Origin of the sequence: Brevibacillus sp. HD3.3A (assembly GCF_013284375.2) — a bacterium.
Classification (GTDB): domain Bacteria; phylum Bacillota; class Bacilli; order Brevibacillales; family Brevibacillaceae; genus Brevibacillus; species Brevibacillus parabrevis.
Genome location: NZ_CP085874.1, coordinates 3,676,109 through 3,695,463, shown reverse-complemented (window position 1 = coordinate 3,695,463; position 19,355 = coordinate 3,676,109). Strand labels below are relative to the sequence as shown.

Genomic DNA, 19,355 nt, shown 5'->3' with positions numbered 1-19,355 from the left:
GTGCATCCCATATGGACATTTCGCAACAAATTTCTGTGGATCTTGCGATGTTTACCCGTTATTTGCGAGTAGAAAAAAACGCCTCTCCTCATACGGTAAAGCAGTATATGGCAGATATCAGCGAATTTGTCTCCTTTATGGAACAGCACCAAATCTCCGTATTTGCTGCTGTTTCTTATTTGCATGGTCGATCCTTTCTCGCACACTTGGCGGGCAGGGGGTTATCCCGGCGAAGTGTTGCGCGTAAGCTCTCCAGCTTGCGAAGCTTGTATCGATTTTTGTTGCGTGAGGGTCAGCTGGAACAAAATCCATTTCAACTCGTCTCCACTCCGAAAATGGAGAAGAAACTCCCCTCCTTTTTGTATCCGCAAGAGGTTCAAGAGTTTTTTGATCTGCCAGATACATCAACGCCTTTAGGAATACGTGATCGGCTGATATTTGAACTGTTGTACGCGAGCGGCATGCGCGTTTCGGAACTGGTGACCTTGTCAGTTGACGACATCAATCCGAGCATGGGCGTCGCGCTTGTATATGGAAAAGGGGCAAAAGAGCGGTATGTGCCTGTGGGAAGTTATGCCTGCGATGTTCTTAGGCAATACCTAGAGTATGGAAGAGAAAAACTGTTGGCCGGAAGAGTAGATCACGGCAACCTGCTGGTCAATTATCGCGGAGAACCGTTATCTGACCGCAGTGTTCGCCGGATTGTAGACAAATACGTAGATATGTGCGCTTCTCATTTGCGTGTCTCACCGCACACCTTTCGTCATACGTTTGCGACCCATATGTTAAATGGAGGGGCTGACCTCCGTACGGTCCAAGAACTGCTGGGACATGTCAATGTCTCCACGACACAGGTATACACGCATGTGACCAAGGAGCGACTTCGCCATGTATATGACACCGCTCACCCGCGGGCTAACCCGAATAGTACAGGTTCCGCCAAACGGACATAACGGGAGGAATCAGTAATGGAACAGTTTCACGCAACAACCATATTCGCTATTTCGCACAATGGGGCAATCGCAATGGCCGGAGACGGTCAGGTTACCTTTGGAAACAGCATGGTCATGAAAAATGGTGCTAAAAAAGTAAGAAGGCTCTATCGTGGAGAAGTTTTAGCAGGTTTTGCTGGCTCAGTTGCTGACGCAATCACGCTGTTTGAAAAGTTTGAAGGCAAGCTTGAGGAATACCACGGCAACCTTCAGCGAGCGGCTGTCGAGCTGGCGAAGGAGTGGCGGCTGGATAAAGTGCTGCACCGCCTGGAAGCCATGATGATTGTGGGCAACAGAGAGCATCTTTTGCTCATCTCCGGGAACGGGGAAATCATCGAACCGGATGACGGCATTCTCGCGATTGGCTCTGGCGGCAGCTTTGCCCTTGCTGCCGGGCGCGCGCTGAAAACATATGCGCCGCATCTTGGTGCCCGAGAAATTGCAGAAGCATCACTTCGAACTGCTGCCGAGATTTGCGTGTTCACGAACAACAATCTTGTGGTGGATGAGTTGAATTGAGCGAAAGGGAGGAACTTCTGTGCTGAATCTTGAGCAATTAACTCCGCGTAAGATCGTAGAGCATCTGGACAAATACATCGTCGGGCAGGCACAAGCGAAAAAAGCGATAGCTGTAGCCCTTCGCAACCGTTACCGGCGCAGCCTTTTGCCGGAACAGATGATTGACGAGGTCGTTCCTAAAAATATTTTGATGATCGGGCCAACCGGGGTGGGTAAAACCGAGATTGCCCGCCGCATTGCCAAATTAACCGGCGCGCCGTTCATCAAGGTAGAGGCGACCAAGTTTACTGAAGTTGGCTACGTAGGACGCGATGTAGAGTCGATGGTGCGAGATCTGGTGGAAGCCTCCATCCGAACTGTGAAGCAGGAAAAAATGGAGTCAGTGAAAGAAAAAGCAGAAAAGCTCGCGAATGAAGCGATCGTCAATGTGCTGGTTCCATCCCGCAAACCGCAAAGCTCGTTCAAAAATCCGCTGGAGATGCTGTTCGGCGGACAACAGCAGCAACAACAAGAGTCGCATGACCAGGAAGAGGCTTCCGTCCTGCAACAGCGCAGACAGGTGGCTTGGCAACTGGCGAATGGACAGCTGGAAGAACAAATGATCGAGATAGATGTAGAAGATCAGTCGCCAAACATGTTTGACATGTTCCAAGTTCCGGGTACAGAACAAATGGGGATGCAAATGCAGGATATGCTCGGCAGCCTGATGCCTAAACGGACGAAGAAGCGAAAATTGCGAATTAAAGATGCCCGAAAGGTATTAATTCAGCAGGAAGCGCAAAAACTGGTGGATATGGACGAAGTTACGCAGGAGTCGATTCGTCGGGCTGAACAGCATGGCATTATCTTTATCGACGAAATTGACAAGATTGCGGGCAAGGACGGACGTGGTCCGGACGTATCCCGCGAAGGCGTGCAACGGGATATTTTGCCGATTGTGGAAGGCTCTACGGTCATGACGAAGTACGGACCTGTGAAAACAGATTACGTCCTGTTCATCGCAGCCGGAGCATTCCATATGGCCAAACCGTCCGACCTGATTCCTGAGCTTCAGGGACGTTTTCCGATTCGGGTCGAGCTGACGAGCTTGCGCATCGAAGATTTTGTGCGAATTTTGACAGAACCGAAAAATGCGCTGCTCAAACAGTACGTCGCCCTGTTGGAAACAGAGGGAGTTCAAGTGGAATTTACGCCGGAAGCCATCCAGGAGATCGCCAAAATGGCTGCTGAAGTGAACCAGAGTACAGACAATATCGGCGCGAGACGCTTGCACACCATACTGGAAAAGCTGCTGGAGGATCTCTCGTTTGAAGCCCCGGAAATTCATCTGGAAGTTGTACAGATCACCCCGGATTACGTCCGTCAAAAGCTGGGAACAATCGCGGGGAACAAAGACTTGAGTCAATACATTTTGTAAGCATTGGATAGGTAGTAACATACATTGGGAGGAAATACAGATGGATCTACTGTCGAAAACTAGAAGAATTAACCGCATGTTGCAAAAATCTGCGGGTCATGCCGTTAATTTTAATGAAATGGCACAAGTATTGAGCGATGTGATTGAAGCAAATACGTTTGTTGTAAGCCGCAAAGGGAAGCTGCTTGGCTTTGCGATCCACCAAGAGATGGATAACGGACGTATGCGCAAAATGCTGGAAGAGCGCCGTTTTCCGGAAGAGTATAGCCAAGGCCTTTTGAAAGTGGAAGAAACGTCCGCTAACTTGGACGTAGAAAGCCCATACACCATTTTCCCTGTGGAAATGAAAGATGTATTCCGCTCCGGTTGGACGACTCTCGTTCCGATCATGGGTGGTGGCGATCGCCTCGGTACGCTGATTCTCGGCCGCATCAACGATCAATTCGTGGACGATGACCTGATCTTGGCAGAAGTGGGCGCAACCGTAGTAGGAATGGAGATTTTGCGCGAGCGTTCTGAAGCGATTGAAGAAGAAGCGCGCAGCAAGGCTGTCGTTCAAATGGCGATCGGTTCCCTGTCCTACAGTGAATTGGAAGCTGTCGAGCACATCTTTGAAGAGCTGGAAGGCAAGGAAGGCTTGCTCGTAGCGTCGAAAATTGCGGATCGTGTCGGCATTACCCGCTCCGTTATCGTGAACGCGCTGCGCAAGCTGGAGAGTGCGGGCGTAATCGAATCCCGCTCCCTGGGGATGAAAGGAACATTCATTAAAGTATTGAATGAAAAGCTGCTTCCTGAACTGGAAAAGCTGAAAACCTCGTAAGATTTTCTAGAATAAAAGTTTAGCCAAAGTGAACTTCAAGGTATAGCAACAGCCGTTGCTGTACCTTTTTTCATGGGTAATTATACCTAGTTGCAACACTGTCCGACAATCTTTTACCAGAAATTATGCATTGATTTTTCGGGATAAGTGCAATCACAGCGCATTGAATATGGTTTGCATGTAAAAACAAGTAAAAAAACAGGAAAGTTCAGGGATTTAGTGCCATTGAATCATTTTGAAAATCGCCATCAATAGGGGCTTTTTTCACTATTACGATTTTGCTATGATTGAATCGTATCTTGGCTGTCGAAAATACAGGAATTATAGGCAGATTTGCGAAAACGAATTGACACATATTGGGGGAGAAGGCTACATGCTGGATAGTTATCATCTGCAGGTCCTTGAGAGATCGATGAACGCCGCTACACTGCGCCATCGGACGATCACAAACAATCTTGCCAATATCGATACCCCTCAATTCAAAAGTCAACAGGTAATTTTTGAGGGCTATCTGCAAGAGGAACTAAATGGGAAAATAGGAACTGGAAAGCTTGCGGCCTATCGAACCAATGAACGCCACATTCCATTTAGCAACGCTGGCGGGTTCGCGATGCCACAGGTCGTTTCCAATCCGAATAGCTACGTTCAAAACAGTGGGAATGATGTGGACTTGGAGTCGGAGACAACGGAGCTGGCGAAAAACCAAATCTGGTATAGCGGCCTGACGCAGCTGACTGCGGGCCATTTCCAGAAACTGCGCAGTGTCATTGAGGGTGGAGGGAAATAACGATGAGCTTGTTTCAAGGAATTAATACAAGTGCTTCAGCCTTGACTGCAAATCGGTTGCGCCTGGATACGATTGCGTCGAATATTGCGAATGCAGAAACGACGCGCGCAACTTTTGTCGATGGCAAGTGGCAACCGTACCGTCGAAAAATGATCGAAATGTCACCGCGCTCAAGCGAGTCATTCGACAGCTTTCTGCAAGCGGCGGTTGGGACGGTGTCTGGCAGAGGAGGAGAACAAGGGGTGCGGGTCACAGCGATTCAAGAAGACAACACTCCGTTCAAGCGCGTATACGATCCTTCCCATCCGGATGCAGATCAAGACGGCTACGTGCTCATGCCAAACGTTGATCCGATGAAGGAAATGGTGGACCTGATTTCCGCTTCGCGATCCTACGAGGCGAACGTCACTGCTTTAAACGCAACGAAAGCGATGATGTTGAAGGCATTGGAAATCAAATAAAGCGGGTGAACAGTAAAAGATGGACATAAACGCACTTTCACAAGCGGTTCCGGTCAAGATGCCTGTCGCAAACAAAATGCCAACCACCGCGGAAGTCACAAAAGAATTTGGAGCCTTTTTGACAGACGCCATGAACCAGGTGAATCAGGCGCAGGTAGAGTCGGCCAATCTGGCAGACAAATTCGCGGCTGGCGAAATTACGGATCTGCACCAACTGACTGTTGCAGGCCAAAAAGCTTCCGTGATGCTGCAAATGACGATGCAAGTCCGGAATAAAGTGATTGAGTCTTACCAAGAAATCATGCGCATGCCGATTTGATTGTCGTTTTATCCAGTGAGAGGTGAAACATGAACGAACGTTTAGCTTTATACAGAAATCAGCTTACGTCTAAATGGAACCAGTTTTCCAAAAAGCAAAAATGGATGATTGTCGGAATCTCGCTTTTTCTGTTAATTTCGCTGGGCTTATACATATACATCGCTTCTCAGCCGGTCTACAAGCCACTCTACGATCAGAGACTTAGTGAACAGGAAATCGGCGCGATCAAGAAAGAGTTGGAAGGTCAGCAAATTCCATACAGGATTACTGGAAATGGGACAAGCATTGAAGTACCGGAAAAAATGGCCCAAGACGTCATTGTCGATCTTGCCGCACAAGGAATCCCCAGCCAAGCAGGCATCAACTCCGAAGTTTTTTCCAATACGTTGGGTGTTACGGACAGACAGTTCGATGTGATGAAAAAAGAAGCCTTGCAACAAGAGCTGCGCAAGATGCTTGAAAGAGTAAAAGGCGTTCGCTCGGCACAGGTAATGATTACACTGCCACAGGAAAGCGTTTGGGTAACAGAGACACCGGATACGGCAACTGCTTCCGTCATCGTCGATGTAGAACCAGGCACGACCCTGGAGCAAAAGCAAATTAACTCGCTCTACCTGCTCGTTTCCCGAAGCGTTCCGAAGTTGCCGATCGATGCGATTGCCATTACGGACCAATATTCGAATCCGCTGGAGCGCGCAGAAGGCGAAGAAGCAGAAGGAAGCTTGAGCAGCTTTAAACAACAAGAAGCGATCAAGTCCGAGGTTGAAAAGAAGATTCAACAAAATCTGTACAACCTGCTTGGTACAATCATGGGTCGCGATAAAGTGATTGTTCACGCTTTTATCAAAATGAACTTTGATAAAGAAACTCGCGTGGAAAATCTCGTGGAAGCGCCTGACAAAGAGAACAACGAAGGACTTATCATCTCTTCTCAAAAATTATCAAAAGCTTTCTCGGGTCAAGGCCAACCGCCAGGGGGCATCGCAGGTACAGGCGCGAATGCCGTTCCAAACTACCCGGGGAACAATCCTCAAGGAAGCAACAGCCAGTATGAAGAGTTGAATGATACAATCAATCGCGAAGTCAATCGGTTTACTCGGAATATTACGTTGAGCCCGTACAAAATCGAAGACTTGACGATCAACGTCGGGGTTGAGCCTCCGAATGGCACAGAATTGGATGCGGCTACACTTGAAAGCATCAAGCAAGTGCTGCGCAATGTTGTGCGTGTAACGTTAAGCGACAAGGCTGTCGATTTGAGCGAAGAAGAACTGGACAAGCATATTTCCGTTCTTCCGCGTCAGTTCTCTGGAAAAGTGGCTGTCGAAGAATCCAGCGCACTCAGTCCAGCTGTATTGTGGACCGTTGGTGGTATTGCCGTTTTGGCACTCGCCGCTGTTGCCTTCCTCATCATCCGCCGCCGCAATCAAGCGAAGCTGGAGCAGGAAGAAGAAATGTCCGATTTGCTGGCACCTGGTCAACCTACCGAAATTCCGGATCTGATTTATCAGGAAGACGGAGATCAGGTTGTGGTCAGAAAACAGCTTGAAAAATTGGCGCGAAGCAAGCCGGATGAATTTGTTGTTCTGCTTCGTACTTGGTTAGCAGAAGATTAAGGAGTGAAAGATATGGCTCGCGGCGCTAAAGAGTTGTCTGGACGACAGAAGGCGGCTATCCTCCTCATCTCACTAGGGCCGGAAATCTCTGCCCAGGTGTTCAAGCACTTGCGTGAGGATGAGATCGAGCAACTGACGTTGGAAATTGCCAACGTTCGAAAAGTCGATACAGAAGAAAAAGATAAAATCTTGGCCGAATTTCATCAAATCGCCGTAGCAAAAGAAGTAATCTCGCAAGGCGGGATCACCTACGCGAAAGAAATCTTGCAAAAAGCTTTGGGCGAGACGAAAGCGATGGATATTATTAATCGCTTGACTGCCAACCTGCAAGTACGGCCATTCGATTTTGCCCGGAAGGCTGATCCAGGCCAGATTTTGAACTTTATCCAAAACGAGCACCCGCAAACGATTGCCCTGGTTCTTTCTTATCTCGAACCGCAGCAAGCAGCGATGATTTTGTCCGCGCTTCCGCAAGAGCGGCAAGCTGAGGTAGCGAAGCGGATTGCCATGATGGACAGCACTTCTCCGGAAGTAATTGCACAGGTAGAACAAGTCCTCGAACAGAAGCTCTCGGCCACTGTCACGCAGGATTATACGCAAGCAGGCGGGATCGAAGCAATCGTGGCTGTACTCAATGGTGTCGATCGTGGGACGGAGCGCACGATTCTCGATTCTCTCGAAATTCAGGACCCCGAATTGGCCGAAGAAATCAAGAAACGCATGTTTGTATTCGAAGATATCGCTACACTGGACAACCGTTCGATTCAGCGCGTAATCCGCGATGTAGAAAATGCGGATCTGCAACTTTCTCTCAAAGTGTCCAGCGAAGAAGTTCGGGAAGTTATTTTCCGCAATATGTCCAAACGGATGGCGGACACTTTCAAAGAAGAAATGGAATTTATGGGACCAGTTCGTCTGCGCGACGTAGAAGAAGCACAATCTCGTATCGTTGCCATTATCCGTCGCTTAGAGGAGGCTGGTGAGATCATCATCGCCCGCGGTGGAGGAGATGATATCATTGTCTAGGATTATCAAAGTGGCTAATTATCGGCCTTCGGAGGACGCTGTTCTCCTCTCGGTGACGCCTGTACCACTAAAGACGGAAAATGATCCCGAAAGGTTGCAAGAAAATCTACAAATTTTACAACAAGCTGAAATTGAGGCCAAAACGATCCTCGCAGATGCCGAAGAAACCGCGCAAAACATCCTTCAACAAGCATCCGAGCAGGCTGAGCAACTGAAGCAGGAAGCACTCCTGGAGATCCAGCAATGGTGGGAACAAAAGCAGCAGGAAGCTTCCGAATTGTTCAGCTCTGTGCAGGAGCAAGCGGTTGTTGAAGGACAGGAAAAAGGTTTCGAGGAAGGGAAGCGCCAAGCGTATGAAGAGGAGATAAAAGCACTCTCTGACGCGCGCGCAATTCTGGAGCAGGCGTACAGCAGCAAGCAGCAGATTATAGCCGAAGGGGAACCTTTTTTAGTGGAACTTGCCCTTGATGTTGCCAAAAAAATTATCGGGCAAGAATTGCAGCAAAATCCGGAACAAGTCATGGAGATTGCCAAAAAAGCGCTGCGACGCTCCCGGGTTCACGGGGAGATAACGATATGCGTCAATCACAACTACTTTGATTACGTTTCTGACCACCGAGCCCAATTGCTTGCCCTGCTGGACGGTCAGGCGGAGCTTTCCGTCTATCCTGACTACACGATTTCCGATGGCGGGTGTGTGATTCGGACGCCGCTCGGAAGTGTGGATGCAAGAGTGGATACACAGCTGGAAGAGATCAAACAAGCATTGCTTGCGATTGCCGGAGGAAGTGAGTCCCGATGAGTTTCCTAGACATAACGAAGTACAAGCAGGCGCTGGGTGAGATTGATCCGATGCGCGTGAATGGAAAAGTGACGCAAGTTGTGGGGCTCACCATCGAGTCTCAGGGACCAGAAGTAAAGCTCGGCGAAATTTGCCATCTGTATCCGGCAAACAGCAAAGAGCCGATTATCGCTGAAGTAGTTGGCTTTCGCGAAAATAAAGTGCTGCTCATGCCGCTGGGCGAGCTGACAGCAATCGGACCGGGCTGTGATGTAGTGGCTACGGGGCGATCGCTGGAAGTGAAGGTAGGCCCGGAAATTTTGGGATCTGTCCTCGACGGCCTCGGTAGACCGTATCAAGGAGCGTTGCCGTTTGGCTTGAGTTCCTATCCGACGAACAATCTGCCGCCCAATCCGATTTTACGGCCGCGCATTAAAGAGCCGCTAAGCGTGGGCGTACGCGCCATCGATGGATTGTTGACTGTCGGAAAAGGACAGCGGGTCGGAATTTTTGCCGGATCAGGGGTAGGGAAAAGTACCTTGATGGGAATGATTGCCCGCAATACTACGGCGGACATCAACGTCATCGGACTGATCGGGGAGCGCGGCCGCGAGGTCATGGAGTTTATCGAGCGCGATCTGGGGGAAGAAGGTCTAAAGAGGTCTGTCGTAGTCGTTGCGACCTCCGACCAGCCTGCGATGATCCGCATCAAGGGAGCCTTGATTGCCACATCGATCGCCGAATACTTCCGTGATCGCGGGTTGAATGTGATGCTCATGATGGACTCGGTAACCCGTTTTGCCATGGCGCAGCGGGAAGTAGGACTTGCTATCGGAGAACCGCCGGCAACACGCGGCTATACACCGTCTGTGTTCGCGCTGATGCCGAAGCTGATGGAGCGGGCAGGGACAGCCGACAAAGGCAGCATTACGGCGTTTTACACGGTGCTCGTCGACTCCGACGACATGAATGACCCGATTGCAGATGCGGCGCGAGGAATTTTGGACGGACATATTGTGCTCGACCGGAAAATCGCGCAAAAAGGCCACTTTCCTGCCATTGATGTGATGGCGAGCGTCAGCCGTGTCATGTCAGAGATCGTTACAGACGATCACAAGGAAGCGGCAAGACAGTTGAAAAAACATTTGGCCACTTTTCGCGAGGCGGAAGATTTGATCAATATCGGAGCGTACAAGCCTGGCTCGAACCGCGATATTGATGCTGCCGTCCGCTACAAAGACATCATTAGCGAGTTTACGGCTCAAGGGACACATGAGCCCTCGACATTACAAAGCGCGGTCAAGGCGCTGTTAGCCCATTTCGGAGGAGTGAACTAATGTGAAAGTGTTTCAGTTTCATCTCCAAAAAGTTCTCGATCTGAAGGAAAAAGAGAAAGAGCAGGCAGAGTGGGCATTTGGGAAATCGGTTCAACGCAAGAACGAAGAAGAGTGGAAGCTCGCGCAATTGACAGTGCAGCATGATGAGATGACCCATATGCTTGAGGAAACGCAAATGCAGACATGCAGTGCCGCCCAACTGATTTCAATCACGCAGTATCAACAGTCGGTTGCCAGATCGATAACGAGACAGCAGCGAACGTTGCGCGGATGTGAGCAGGATGTGGAACGATGTCAGTCCCATTTGACGGAGAGAATGAAGGAATCAAAGCTATGGCATCGATTGCGTGAAAAATCTCTCTACCAATTTCTCGACGAACAGCGTCAGCGCGAACAAAAAGAATTGGATGAAATCGGCACTCAGCTCTATCTTCGCCGCAGCAACTAAGGGAGGTACCAGATGGAAGAAATCCAAGAAGAACGGGAATACGGCAGGTGGGAATGGTTTTTCTACATGATTGTCATTCCTGCACTGTTTGCCAGCCTCCTTGGCGGCGTACTCCTGAGCTTGCTGGGAGTAAACGTGCTAGGGAATGTTCTCCACTGGGCTAACTCCATACCGTACGTGGAAAAGCTCGTCCCGGACGAATACGCGGCTACACCCGGTGAAGAAAAGAAACCCGACACCGAGAAACAGGTTGCGACTTTGCAGCAGGATCAGGCGAAAAACCAGCAGCAAATTTCCGTGCTGAAAGAAGAAGCAGCCAAAAAGGATGCAACGATCCAAGCGTTGGAAAAGCAAGTGCAAGACTTGAACAAGCTTATGGAAGATCGCAGGGCCACCGAGGAGGAGCGTCAAAAGCAGTTTGCTGATCTCGCCAAGGTGTACACGACCATGTCAGCGAAAAATGCAGCAGCCATCATCGAAAATCTTAGCCTGGATGAGTCTGTCACGGTCATGACCAAAATGAAGCCAAACCAGCGCGCTGACATTTTGGCCAAAATGGACCCGAAAAAAGCGGCTGACATTTCCATTCTGCTAAAAGACTCTGTGGTCAACAAAGATGATGACATCGCTGCTCTCCAGGAGCGCGTTCAAGTGTTGACGAAAGCACTCAGCGAAACGCGCAGCGGTACTTCCGCGAGCGCTAACGATCAAGTGTTGAGTGACACGTTTGCTCAAATGCCTGCGGAAGATTCCGCGGCGGTCATTCGCTCGCTGATGGCGACGAACAAGAGCAGAGCCTTGTCACTGATCAAAGAAATGCCTGCGGACAAACGGGCGCAAACTCTCTCAGCGATCGCCAAAGAGGACAAGAAAGAAAAAGACAATTTGGCGGCTCGCATTACGGAAGAGTTGCTTCGATAACAAAAGCTTCGCTTCTCGTTATCGTTAAAATAAGCAACAAATCAACCATAAGGAGGTGACGAGATGAATGTAGCCAATCTGACTCCGCCGGTAGGCTCGGCTGGTAGTGTAACATCTGCCACTGGTACTGCGGGCAATGGAGAAGCTGGCTTGGGACAACTGTTTTCGTTGCAAATGCTGCAATCTTTTGAAGCGATGCTCGATTCCAAAGGCGCCGTTGCGGCTCCAGAAGGCTTGTCAGAAGACGACCAGAAATTGCTGGATGAACTGATGGCGCTGATCGCTCAACTGCTTGCCGCCAGTCAACAAGGCAATCAAGAATTGAATGGACAAGTAGAAGAGAAAGCAGCAGCCGTTGAACAGCTTTTGGGAAAAGCGTCCGGGCTTAGCCAGGAACTTCAGGCACAGTCCGGAATGGATCTGAAACAGCTTTTGTCCAAGCTTTCGCAAAGCGAGACTTCTTCCGAGGAACTGAACAAGCTGGCCGCACTTCTCGAGTCCCTGAAGAACCAGAAAGGCAATGAAAGCAAGCAAAAGAACGGGGTTTTGCAACTGCGTTCCGAAGCGGTTCCCGTTCTGAATGCTTCGCAGCAAGAAGGGTTCAAGACAATTTCGCCTTTGCGAATGAATCAGGGCTTGGCTGCCTACAAGCTGGAGGCGGGAGTAGCCACGCAAACGGTTCAACCTGCACTTTCCGGCAGCCTGTTGAACCAAGAAGGAAATCAGGAAGACGGCGGCTTGACGATGGCCAACCAAAACCCGGTTGTCGCCCAGCAAACGACGCAAACGCAAAACGCTTCCTTCCAACAGTCACAAGCACAGCCGCATCATGTGAATGCGAACCAATTGCCGCAGCAGCTCACACAGCTGTTTGTCTCGAAGTTGCAACTCGGCGGGCAAAACGGTGTGCATGAAGCTAAGCTGATCTTGAACCCGCAATCACTTGGACAGGTAGACGTGACAATTACGTCGCACAATGGCGTGATCACTGCTCAGTTCCACGCTGAAACGCAGGCAGGCAAAGATTTGCTCGACAATCAGCTTCCGCAATTGCGGATGGCATTGACGCAGCAAGGCTTGCAGGTGGATCGACTGGAAGTCAACCAGCAGCAGGACACCGCATTCAACTTCCAGCAGCAGCGTGAGCAAGCTGGACAACAACGAGAAAACCAGCAGCAACAGAAAGAGGAAGAGCAAGAGTTTGCTCTGGACGCACTCGTAGACAGCAGTGAAACGAGCGAGTCGCTCTGGAATCGCCTGCGGGAATCGGCCCGCGGAGTGAACGATCTCGTCTAGGATTGGAATGAAGGAGGAAGCAGCATGAACCAATTTCGTGTCGCGCAGCCCTATTTCCCTCCGAAAACGAATCACGTCACCAAAACGGCTGCCCAAACAGCTCAGGGGACTGGCAAATCGTTTCAACAGTATTTGACGGAAGCGACATCGCCAACTGCCAAGACACAGCCACTATCGTTCAGTCAGCACGCTATTAGCCGCTTGCAGCAGCGTGGAATTGCCCTTGGCGGACAGCAGATGGAGCGTTTGGAGTCAGCGGTTCAAAAGGCAGCCTCCAAAGGCGCCAGAGAATCTCTTATCATCATGGATAACGTGGCTTATGTCGTGAGTATCGTAAATCGGAAGATCATTACCGCTGTGGACGATGGCAGCATGAAAGACAACGTATTTACAAACATAGACAGCGCCATCTTCGTATAAATGGCCTGTACGGGCTGGACCTCCCAGGAGGAAGCCTGATGGTTACCGAACGACAGAGGTAATCTAGACAAGCGAGAAAGCAGAGGAGGAAACAGATCATGCTTCGTTCCATGTATTCAGGTATCTCAGGTATGCGTGGCTTTCAAACAAAGCTCGATGTCATTGGTAACAACATTGCGAACGTAAACACAGTGGGCTTCAAAAAGGGCCGCGTGATGTTCCAAGACATTTTGAGCCAAAACGTGCAAGGCGCCGGTGCTCCTACTGACGGAGGAAAAGGTGGTACCAACCCGACTCAAATCGGTCTTGGTTCATCGATTGCATCGATTGATACCGTGTTTTCTGCGGGAAGCCCGATGACGACCAACTTGCCAACGGACCTTTCCATCGAGGGTGACGCCTTCTTCATGGTGACTCCGGATGATGGCGCAACGATCTACTATACACGCGCTGGTAACTTCACCCGCGATTCCCAAGGGTTCCTGGTAAACCCGCAAGGACTCAAGCTGTTGAACTCGGACGCTGCTCCGATTCAAATCAACCAGGCTGACGGGATTGTCTCTTACTCGATCGGCAAGGACGGCGTAATCACTACCGTAGATGAAGCCGGAACGCTCGCTTCCGACAATACGGTCGGTGTCATGACCTTCAACAACCCAGGCGGTTTGAAAAAGGTCGGCAACTCCCTGTATGAGAACACAGTGAACGCGGGAGCGCGTGATGAAGATCCAATGACACCTGTTACCCCAGGTACAGCAAAAGTGAGCGTCATTGCCGGACAACTGGAAATGTCCAACGTTGACCTTTCCGAAGAGTTTACGGAAATGATCGTCGCGCAGCGCGGCTTCCAGGCCAACTCGCGGATCATTACCACTTCCGATTCCGTTCTCGAAGAATTGGTGAACCTGAAACGATAACTTCTTGCAGTGGGTTAGGGAGGGGAAGCGATTGACTCCTTCCCCTGCTTGATCCCAGGAGGAGCACACGATGATCAAACTGACCCGTTTTAACGGCACTGCTTTTTATCTGAACATTACTCACATTGAAACTGTTGAAGCGACACCAGACACTGTGATTACGTTGTTCAACGACAGGAAGTACATCGTGAAGGATTCTATCGAATCGATCGCTGAACGTGTTCAGGCTTTTTATCAAAATGCTCATCCGATAGCGACTGCACCCAAGCTGCCGGACGACTTAAATGAATAGCGGGAGGCATTGCGATGTTTCAAAATCGTTTGTTTAACATGGCTCTAATTATCATCATCGCGATTTCGCTACTGGGAGTAATCTCGTTTGTCCTTTGGCAAACATACCTCTCTCCGGCCGCTCAGACGGCCAGCACGGAACAAACAGAAATGAAGCCTTTGTCCGCGAAGGAAATGAAAGAGTACTCCGTTGACACAGGCGAAATTACGACCAATCTGCTGACGAACAACTACATGATCGTGCGCTTCAGCATCACAGCGGACAGCTCGGATGCGAAAGCGGAGCTGGAGCAACGTTTGCCCCAGGTCAATCAGGTCATTATCAAAACGTTGGCTGGCCTGACGCCAGAAGACATAAAAGGAACAGAAGGCGTAAACAAGCTGGAAGCAAAAATTATGAATGAAATCAGCTCCCTGATGCAAGAGGGCAAGATCGTGCAAGTTGTGACGACCAAGCGCGTCTTGTCATAAAGGAAGCGATCACACGGATACATAGCAAGGAGGTGACGACATATGGCCGAGGTTCTCTCACAAAGTGAGATTGATGCGTTGTTGGCCGCTCTATCATCTGGCGAGATGGATGCCAACGAGCTGAAAAAAGAAGAGACTGAGCGCAAAGTCAAAGTGTATGATTTCAAACGCGCGTTGCGGTTCTCCAAAGATCAGATCCGTGGCTTGACGCGAATCCACGAGAACTATGCGAGGCTGTTGACTACTTATTTTTCAGCTCAGCTCCGTACCTTCGTGCAAATTACGGTTGCCTCCGTCGATCAATTGCCGTATGACGAATTTATCCGCTCCATTCCCAAGATGACCATCTTGAACATCTTCGAAGCTCCACCTTTGGAAGGACGAATGGTCTTGGAAGTCAATCCAAACATCGCCTATACCATGCTGGATCGGCTTCTTGGTGGCCAGGGTGCAATCCCGGAAAAAATGGGTGCACTTACGGAAATTGAAACAACGGTGATGGAGCGAGTATTCGGCAAAGCGCTGGATACTTTCCACGAGGCATGGAAGCAAATTATTGAGCTTGATCCGTACCAGGAAGGACTGGAGATGAATCCCCAGTTCATGCAGATTGTCTCGCCAAACGAGATTGTCGTCGTAATCTCGTTCAGTACCAAAATTGGAGATACGACAGGAATGATCAACCTCTGTCTGCCTCACGTTGTACTGGAGCCAATCATGACCAAGCTCTCCGGGCAATACTGGTTCTCCAAGCAGAAAAAGACGCGGGATGAGGATGAGCGCCTGCGGGTCGAAGAGCGAGTCAAGGTTGCCAAACTGCCGATTATTGCAGAAATGGGAACCGCTACAATTACAGTCGGCGATTTCTTGCAACTGCAAAAAGGAGACGTCATTCAATTGGATCAGTCGCTTGATACCAAGCTGAAAATCAAGATTGGCGATCAGCTGAAATTCCTGGGACAACCAGGGACACTCAAAGGCAGAATGGCTGTGCAGATTGATGAAGTCATAGAGGAGGGGGAGGAACAAAATGAGTAGAGATATGCTTTCTCAAGACGAGATTGACGCGCTGCTTCGCGCGAACAACTTGGTTGAGGACGAAGAGGAAGCAGGACCCATGGAGAGTCAGGATGTGGCCGATTTTCTTTCCCCATTTGAACAGGATGCGCTTGGCGAAATCGGAAATATCTCCTTCGGTAGTGCAGCGACTGCGTTATCGACTTTGTTAAGCCAAAAAGTAGATATCACCACGCCGACGGTTTCCGTTGTCAATGTGGATGAATTGGAAAGTGAGTTTCCGATTCCCCATGTAGCGGTCCACGTTGAGTACACCGACGGTTTCAAAGGGATTAACCTGCTTGTTATTCGGATGGAAGATGCGGCTGTCATCGCAGACTTGATGATGGGCGGCGACGGCAGACCTGCCAATACAGAAATGTCCGAGCTGCACATCAGTGCGGTACAGGAAGCGATGAATCAGATGATGGGTTCTGCGGCGACGTCCATGTCGACGATTTTTAACCAGTTCATCAATATTACGCCTCCAGGCATCGACGTCATGGATTTGGCCCAAGGCAAGGGCGGAGACAGCTTCTCGGACGATGACAGTCCGTTGGTCAAAGTCTCCTTCCGTCTGAAGGTCGGGGAACAGGGAGAATTGATTGACTCCAATATCATGCAGCTTTTGCCGCTTTCGTTCGCGAAGAAGATGATCGATCGACTGGTTGGCGGATCAGAAGGCGAAGCAGCAGCAGCGCTTGTAGCGGAGACAGAAATGCCTTCTATACCGGCAATTACCCAGTCGGCTCCACCAGCCCAACCTGTGCATCAGGAGCCTGTACAGAGCCACGTACCGCCTGTAGCGCCGCCTCCTGTGCAGCAACCGCCACAGGTGCAGCAACAACCGCCTGCATACCCAGGCCAACCGATGTATCCAGATCCTTATGCGCAGTATGCGATGCCACCGGGCTATGCGCCGTATCCAGGTGCTTATCAGCAACCGCCAATGGCACCGCCACCGCCTCAGCATTTTGGCAGTCCTGCGGTTAACCAGGCAAACGTCGTTCCTGCACAGTTTGCGCCGCTTGGAACAACGCCTATGTATGCAGGAGACAATCAAAACTTGAACCTTTTGCATGACATTCCGCTGCAAGTAACCGTTGAATTGGGACGGACCAAGAAGCTGATCAGAGAAATTCTTGACTTGTCTGCTGGTTCCATCATACAGTTGGACAAGCTGGCAGGTGAACACGTGGATATCTTGGTAAACAACAAGCTGATTGCCAGGGGCGAGGTTGTCGTTATCGACGAGAATTTCGGGGTTCGCGTAACAGATATCATCAGCCAGTTTGATCGTGTTCAAAAATTGCAATAAAAACAAATCAAGAGTCAAGTATTGGGGAGGATCTATCCATGTCGAACAAAGTATTAATCGTTGATGATGCAGCATTCATGCGTATGATGATCAAGGAGATTTTGTCCAAAAACGGATACAGCGTCGTAGGGGAAGCTAGTGATGGCGCACAAGCAGTAGAAAAATACAAAGAATTGGGTCCGGATTTGGTTACGATGGATATTACCATGCCGGAAATGGACGGAATTTCCGCTCTGAAGGAAATCAAAAAACTCGATCCAAACGCACGTGTGATCATGTGCTCTGCGATGGGACAACAGGCAATGGTTATTGACGCCATTCAGGCGGGGGCAAAAGACTTCATCGTGAAGCCATTCCAAGCGGATCGCGTATTGGAAGCGATCAAAAAGACTTTGAGCTAATGATGAAGATCCGGAATGCAGGGATGAGACTATCCTGGGTCTTCTGTCTGATCCTGTTGCTGTCTGTCTTAGCCCTGCCCATTGCCGTCCATGCGGAAGGTACTGTTGCCGATGCGTACAACCAGAAGAACACAGAACAGAGCAATGCGCCCGCCGGCGGCGAACAGCCGGCGGCCATTCCGGGCAGCGGAACAGGAAGTATGATCGGCTATCTGGTTCAAGTCGTTTTTTCACTAGGCTTTATCGCTGTTCTGATCTTTTTCCTGCTCCGTTTCCTCGGACGGCGTCAAGTCGGACAAAGTCAAGGGCCGATCAAGATCATCAGCGCAGCCGCTCTCGGCAACGGGAAGACGCTGCAAGTCGTCATGATCGGAGAGTCCTTGTACATTGTAGGTGTGGGTGATAACGTCCAGTTGCTTAGACGAATCGAACCGGGTGAAGAAGTGGATCTGATCTTGTCTGATGCCGAGATCGGGCCCATAAAAAATCCGCTTTCGCTAAGCTGGCTGCCCTTTGGCAAAAAAAAGCAGGCTGACGAAGAGTTGCTGTTCTCATCCGATGTGGATGGAAAAACGTTTCAAGACCTGCTGAAAGGCCAATGGGACAACGTGAAAAAACGGCCACTCCACTCCGAATCGTGGGACAAAGAGGAAGCTTCCGACAGAGGGGACCGAAAATGAAACATTTTTTGCAGGTGCTCGTGCTTGTCGCTGTGATGCTCCTGGTACCAGAGATAGCGCTTGCTGCGCCAGCGGGATCACCGCTTATTCCGAGCATTGATTTGCAAATTGGCGGCGGCAATGGGACACCACAGGAGACATCTTCAGCGATCCAGATTTTGCTAATTTTGACGGTGCTCTCTGTTGCGCCAGCTATATTGCTCTTGATGACAAGCTTTACCCGAATCGTCATTGTCTTGTCTTTTGTGCGAAATGCCTTGGCGACACAGCAAATGCCGCCCAACCAGGTACTGGTGGCACTCGCGCTGTTCCTGACGTTTTTCATCATGGCACCGACCTTCGGGAAGGTGAACGAAACGGCTGTACAACCGTTTATGCAGGGCAAGCTGACACAGGAACAGGCATTCAACGCGGCTGTCATTCCTTTTAAAGAATTTATGGCCAAGCAAACACGCGAGAAAGATTTGGCGCTGTTTTTGGAATTTACCAAAGCGGAGAGACCGAAGACGATTCAAGATATTCCGCTGACTGCTCTCGTACCTGCTTATGCGATCAGTGAATTGAAGACAGCTTTTCAGATCGGGTTTATGATCTTCATTCCATTCCTCGTGATCGACATGATCATATCCAGTATTTTGATGGGGATGGGGATGATGATGCTGCCGCCCGTCATGATTTCATTGCCGTTCAAAATTTTGCTATTCATTATGGTGGACGGCTGGTATTTAGTTGTGAAGTCGCTCTTGACCAGTTTTTAGCGGCATTCCGAAGGGACCAGGAGGGTAGACATGACACAGGAATTATTAATGCAAATTGCCCAAAACGCTGTTTATACCATCCTGCTGATATCCGCACCCGCACTCGGGATTGCCTTGCTGGTCGGATTGATGGTCAGTGTTTTTCAGGCAACGACACAAATCCAGGAGCAGACCCTTGCATTCATCCCTAAAATTGTTGCCGTGTTCATTACCATCTTGGCAGTGGGACCGTGGATGCTGCGCGTCATGCTTGATTTTACGATGGGGATTTTTGGCAACCTTCATCGTTTTGTCGGATAGCTT

The 19,355-nt window shown here is 49.9% G+C and carries 24 protein-coding genes; all 24 read left to right on the top strand.

Annotation, left to right across the window (positions count from 1 at the left end; all coding sequences use genetic code 11):
* Nucleotides 1-11: 11 nt before the first annotated feature.
* The 24 genes from xerC (at nucleotide 12) to fliQ (ending at nucleotide 19,352) form a co-directional block, all read left to right on the top strand.
* Complete coding sequence (xerC, locus tag HP435_RS16950; RefSeq protein WP_173598879.1) at nucleotides 12-953, top strand: tyrosine recombinase XerC; 942 nt, start codon at nucleotides 12-14, stop codon at nucleotides 951-953.
* Nucleotides 954-968: 15 nt separating this feature from the next.
* Nucleotides 969-1,511 (top strand): ATP-dependent protease subunit HslV, encoded by a 543-nt coding sequence (hslV, locus tag HP435_RS16945; protein WP_122965190.1) that lies wholly within the window; start codon nucleotides 969-971, stop codon nucleotides 1,509-1,511.
* Between the two features lie 19 nt (nucleotides 1,512-1,530).
* A complete protein-coding gene (gene hslU / locus HP435_RS16940; RefSeq protein ID WP_063227640.1) occupies nucleotides 1,531-2,928 on the top strand; it encodes an ATP-dependent protease ATPase subunit HslU in 1,398 nt (465 codons plus the stop codon).
* A 40-nt stretch (nucleotides 2,929-2,968) separates the two neighbouring features.
* Nucleotides 2,969-3,748, top strand: a complete 780-nt coding sequence (codY, locus tag HP435_RS16935; RefSeq protein WP_005834266.1) for a GTP-sensing pleiotropic transcriptional regulator CodY — start codon at nucleotides 2,969-2,971, stop codon at nucleotides 3,746-3,748.
* Nucleotides 3,749-4,121: 373 nt separating this feature from the next.
* Nucleotides 4,122-4,535: a flagellar basal body rod protein FlgB gene (gene flgB, locus HP435_RS16930; protein WP_122965191.1), complete on the top strand. Its 414-nt coding sequence runs from the start codon at nucleotides 4,122-4,124 to the stop codon at nucleotides 4,533-4,535.
* 2 nt (nucleotides 4,536-4,537) lie between these two features.
* A complete protein-coding gene (gene flgC / locus HP435_RS16925; RefSeq protein ID WP_122965192.1) occupies nucleotides 4,538-4,996 on the top strand; it encodes a flagellar basal body rod protein FlgC in 459 nt (152 codons plus the stop codon).
* A gap of 19 nt (nucleotides 4,997-5,015) precedes the next feature.
* The gene (gene fliE / locus HP435_RS16920; protein WP_063227636.1) at nucleotides 5,016-5,315 is read left to right on the top strand and encodes a flagellar hook-basal body complex protein FliE; all 300 of its coding nucleotides are present in this window, start codon (nucleotides 5,016-5,018) and stop codon (nucleotides 5,313-5,315) included.
* 29 nt (nucleotides 5,316-5,344) lie between these two features.
* Complete coding sequence (gene fliF, locus HP435_RS16915; RefSeq protein ID WP_122965193.1) at nucleotides 5,345-6,931, top strand: flagellar basal-body MS-ring/collar protein FliF; 1,587 nt, start codon at nucleotides 5,345-5,347, stop codon at nucleotides 6,929-6,931.
* A gap of 12 nt (nucleotides 6,932-6,943) precedes the next feature.
* A complete protein-coding gene (gene fliG / locus HP435_RS16910) occupies nucleotides 6,944-7,957 on the top strand; it encodes a flagellar motor switch protein FliG (protein ID WP_122965194.1) in 1,014 nt (337 codons plus the stop codon).
* Nucleotides 7,941-8,759, top strand: coding sequence for a FliH/SctL family protein (locus tag HP435_RS16905; protein WP_122965195.1), 819 nt, complete (start codon nucleotides 7,941-7,943; stop codon nucleotides 8,757-8,759). The genes fliG and HP435_RS16905 overlap by 17 nt, the downstream gene beginning before the upstream one ends.
* Nucleotides 8,756-10,075, top strand: coding sequence for a flagellar protein export ATPase FliI (gene fliI / locus HP435_RS16900; RefSeq protein ID WP_173598878.1), 1,320 nt, complete (start codon nucleotides 8,756-8,758; stop codon nucleotides 10,073-10,075). The genes HP435_RS16905 and fliI overlap by 4 nt, the downstream gene beginning before the upstream one ends.
* A 1-nt stretch (nucleotide 10,076) precedes the next feature.
* Nucleotides 10,077-10,523 carry a flagellar export protein FliJ gene (fliJ, locus tag HP435_RS16895; protein WP_122965197.1) on the top strand — a complete coding sequence of 149 codons (447 nt, stop codon included), beginning with the start codon at nucleotides 10,077-10,079 and terminating at the stop codon, nucleotides 10,521-10,523.
* 12 nt (nucleotides 10,524-10,535) lie between these two features.
* Entirely contained in the window at nucleotides 10,536-11,444 is a 909-nt protein-coding gene (locus HP435_RS16890; protein ID WP_063227630.1) for a MotE family protein, read from the top strand.
* A 63-nt stretch (nucleotides 11,445-11,507) separates the two neighbouring features.
* Nucleotides 11,508-12,740 (top strand): flagellar hook-length control protein FliK, encoded by a 1,233-nt coding sequence (locus HP435_RS16885; protein WP_122965199.1) that lies wholly within the window; start codon nucleotides 11,508-11,510, stop codon nucleotides 12,738-12,740.
* 24 nt (nucleotides 12,741-12,764) lie between these two features.
* Complete coding sequence (locus tag HP435_RS16880) at nucleotides 12,765-13,160, top strand: TIGR02530 family flagellar biosynthesis protein (protein ID WP_063227628.1); 396 nt, start codon at nucleotides 12,765-12,767, stop codon at nucleotides 13,158-13,160.
* Nucleotides 13,161-13,258: 98 nt separating this feature from the next.
* A complete protein-coding gene (gene flgG, locus HP435_RS16875) occupies nucleotides 13,259-14,077 on the top strand; it encodes a flagellar basal body rod protein FlgG (RefSeq protein WP_122965200.1) in 819 nt (272 codons plus the stop codon).
* A 70-nt stretch (nucleotides 14,078-14,147) separates the two neighbouring features.
* Nucleotides 14,148-14,369: a flagellar FlbD family protein gene (locus HP435_RS16870; protein ID WP_122965201.1), complete on the top strand. Its 222-nt coding sequence runs from the start codon at nucleotides 14,148-14,150 to the stop codon at nucleotides 14,367-14,369.
* A gap of 14 nt (nucleotides 14,370-14,383) precedes the next feature.
* Nucleotides 14,384-14,839, top strand: coding sequence for a flagellar basal body-associated FliL family protein (locus tag HP435_RS16865; protein WP_122965202.1), 456 nt, complete (start codon nucleotides 14,384-14,386; stop codon nucleotides 14,837-14,839).
* Nucleotides 14,840-14,881: 42 nt separating this feature from the next.
* On the top strand, nucleotides 14,882-15,877 hold the full coding sequence (gene fliM, locus HP435_RS16860) for a flagellar motor switch protein FliM (protein WP_063227624.1): 996 nt from the start codon (nucleotides 14,882-14,884) through the stop codon (nucleotides 15,875-15,877).
* Entirely contained in the window at nucleotides 15,870-17,213 is a 1,344-nt protein-coding gene (gene fliY / locus HP435_RS16855) for a flagellar motor switch phosphatase FliY (protein ID WP_173598877.1), read from the top strand. Before fliM ends, fliY begins: the two co-directional genes overlap by 8 nt.
* A 38-nt stretch (nucleotides 17,214-17,251) precedes the next feature.
* Nucleotides 17,252-17,614, top strand: a complete 363-nt coding sequence (locus tag HP435_RS16850) for a response regulator (protein WP_005834238.1) — start codon at nucleotides 17,252-17,254, stop codon at nucleotides 17,612-17,614.
* Nucleotides 17,615-17,637: 23 nt separating this feature from the next.
* Nucleotides 17,638-18,294 carry a flagellar biosynthetic protein FliO gene (locus tag HP435_RS16845; RefSeq protein WP_229049699.1) on the top strand — a complete coding sequence of 219 codons (657 nt, stop codon included), beginning with the start codon at nucleotides 17,638-17,640 and terminating at the stop codon, nucleotides 18,292-18,294.
* The gene (gene fliP / locus HP435_RS16840; protein WP_122965205.1) at nucleotides 18,291-19,052 is read left to right on the top strand and encodes a flagellar type III secretion system pore protein FliP; all 762 of its coding nucleotides are present in this window, start codon (nucleotides 18,291-18,293) and stop codon (nucleotides 19,050-19,052) included. Before HP435_RS16845 ends, fliP begins: the two co-directional genes overlap by 4 nt.
* Nucleotides 19,053-19,082: 30 nt before the next feature.
* Nucleotides 19,083-19,352, top strand: coding sequence for a flagellar biosynthesis protein FliQ (fliQ, locus tag HP435_RS16835; RefSeq protein WP_063227620.1), 270 nt, complete (start codon nucleotides 19,083-19,085; stop codon nucleotides 19,350-19,352).
* Nucleotides 19,353-19,355: the final 3 nt, after the last annotated feature.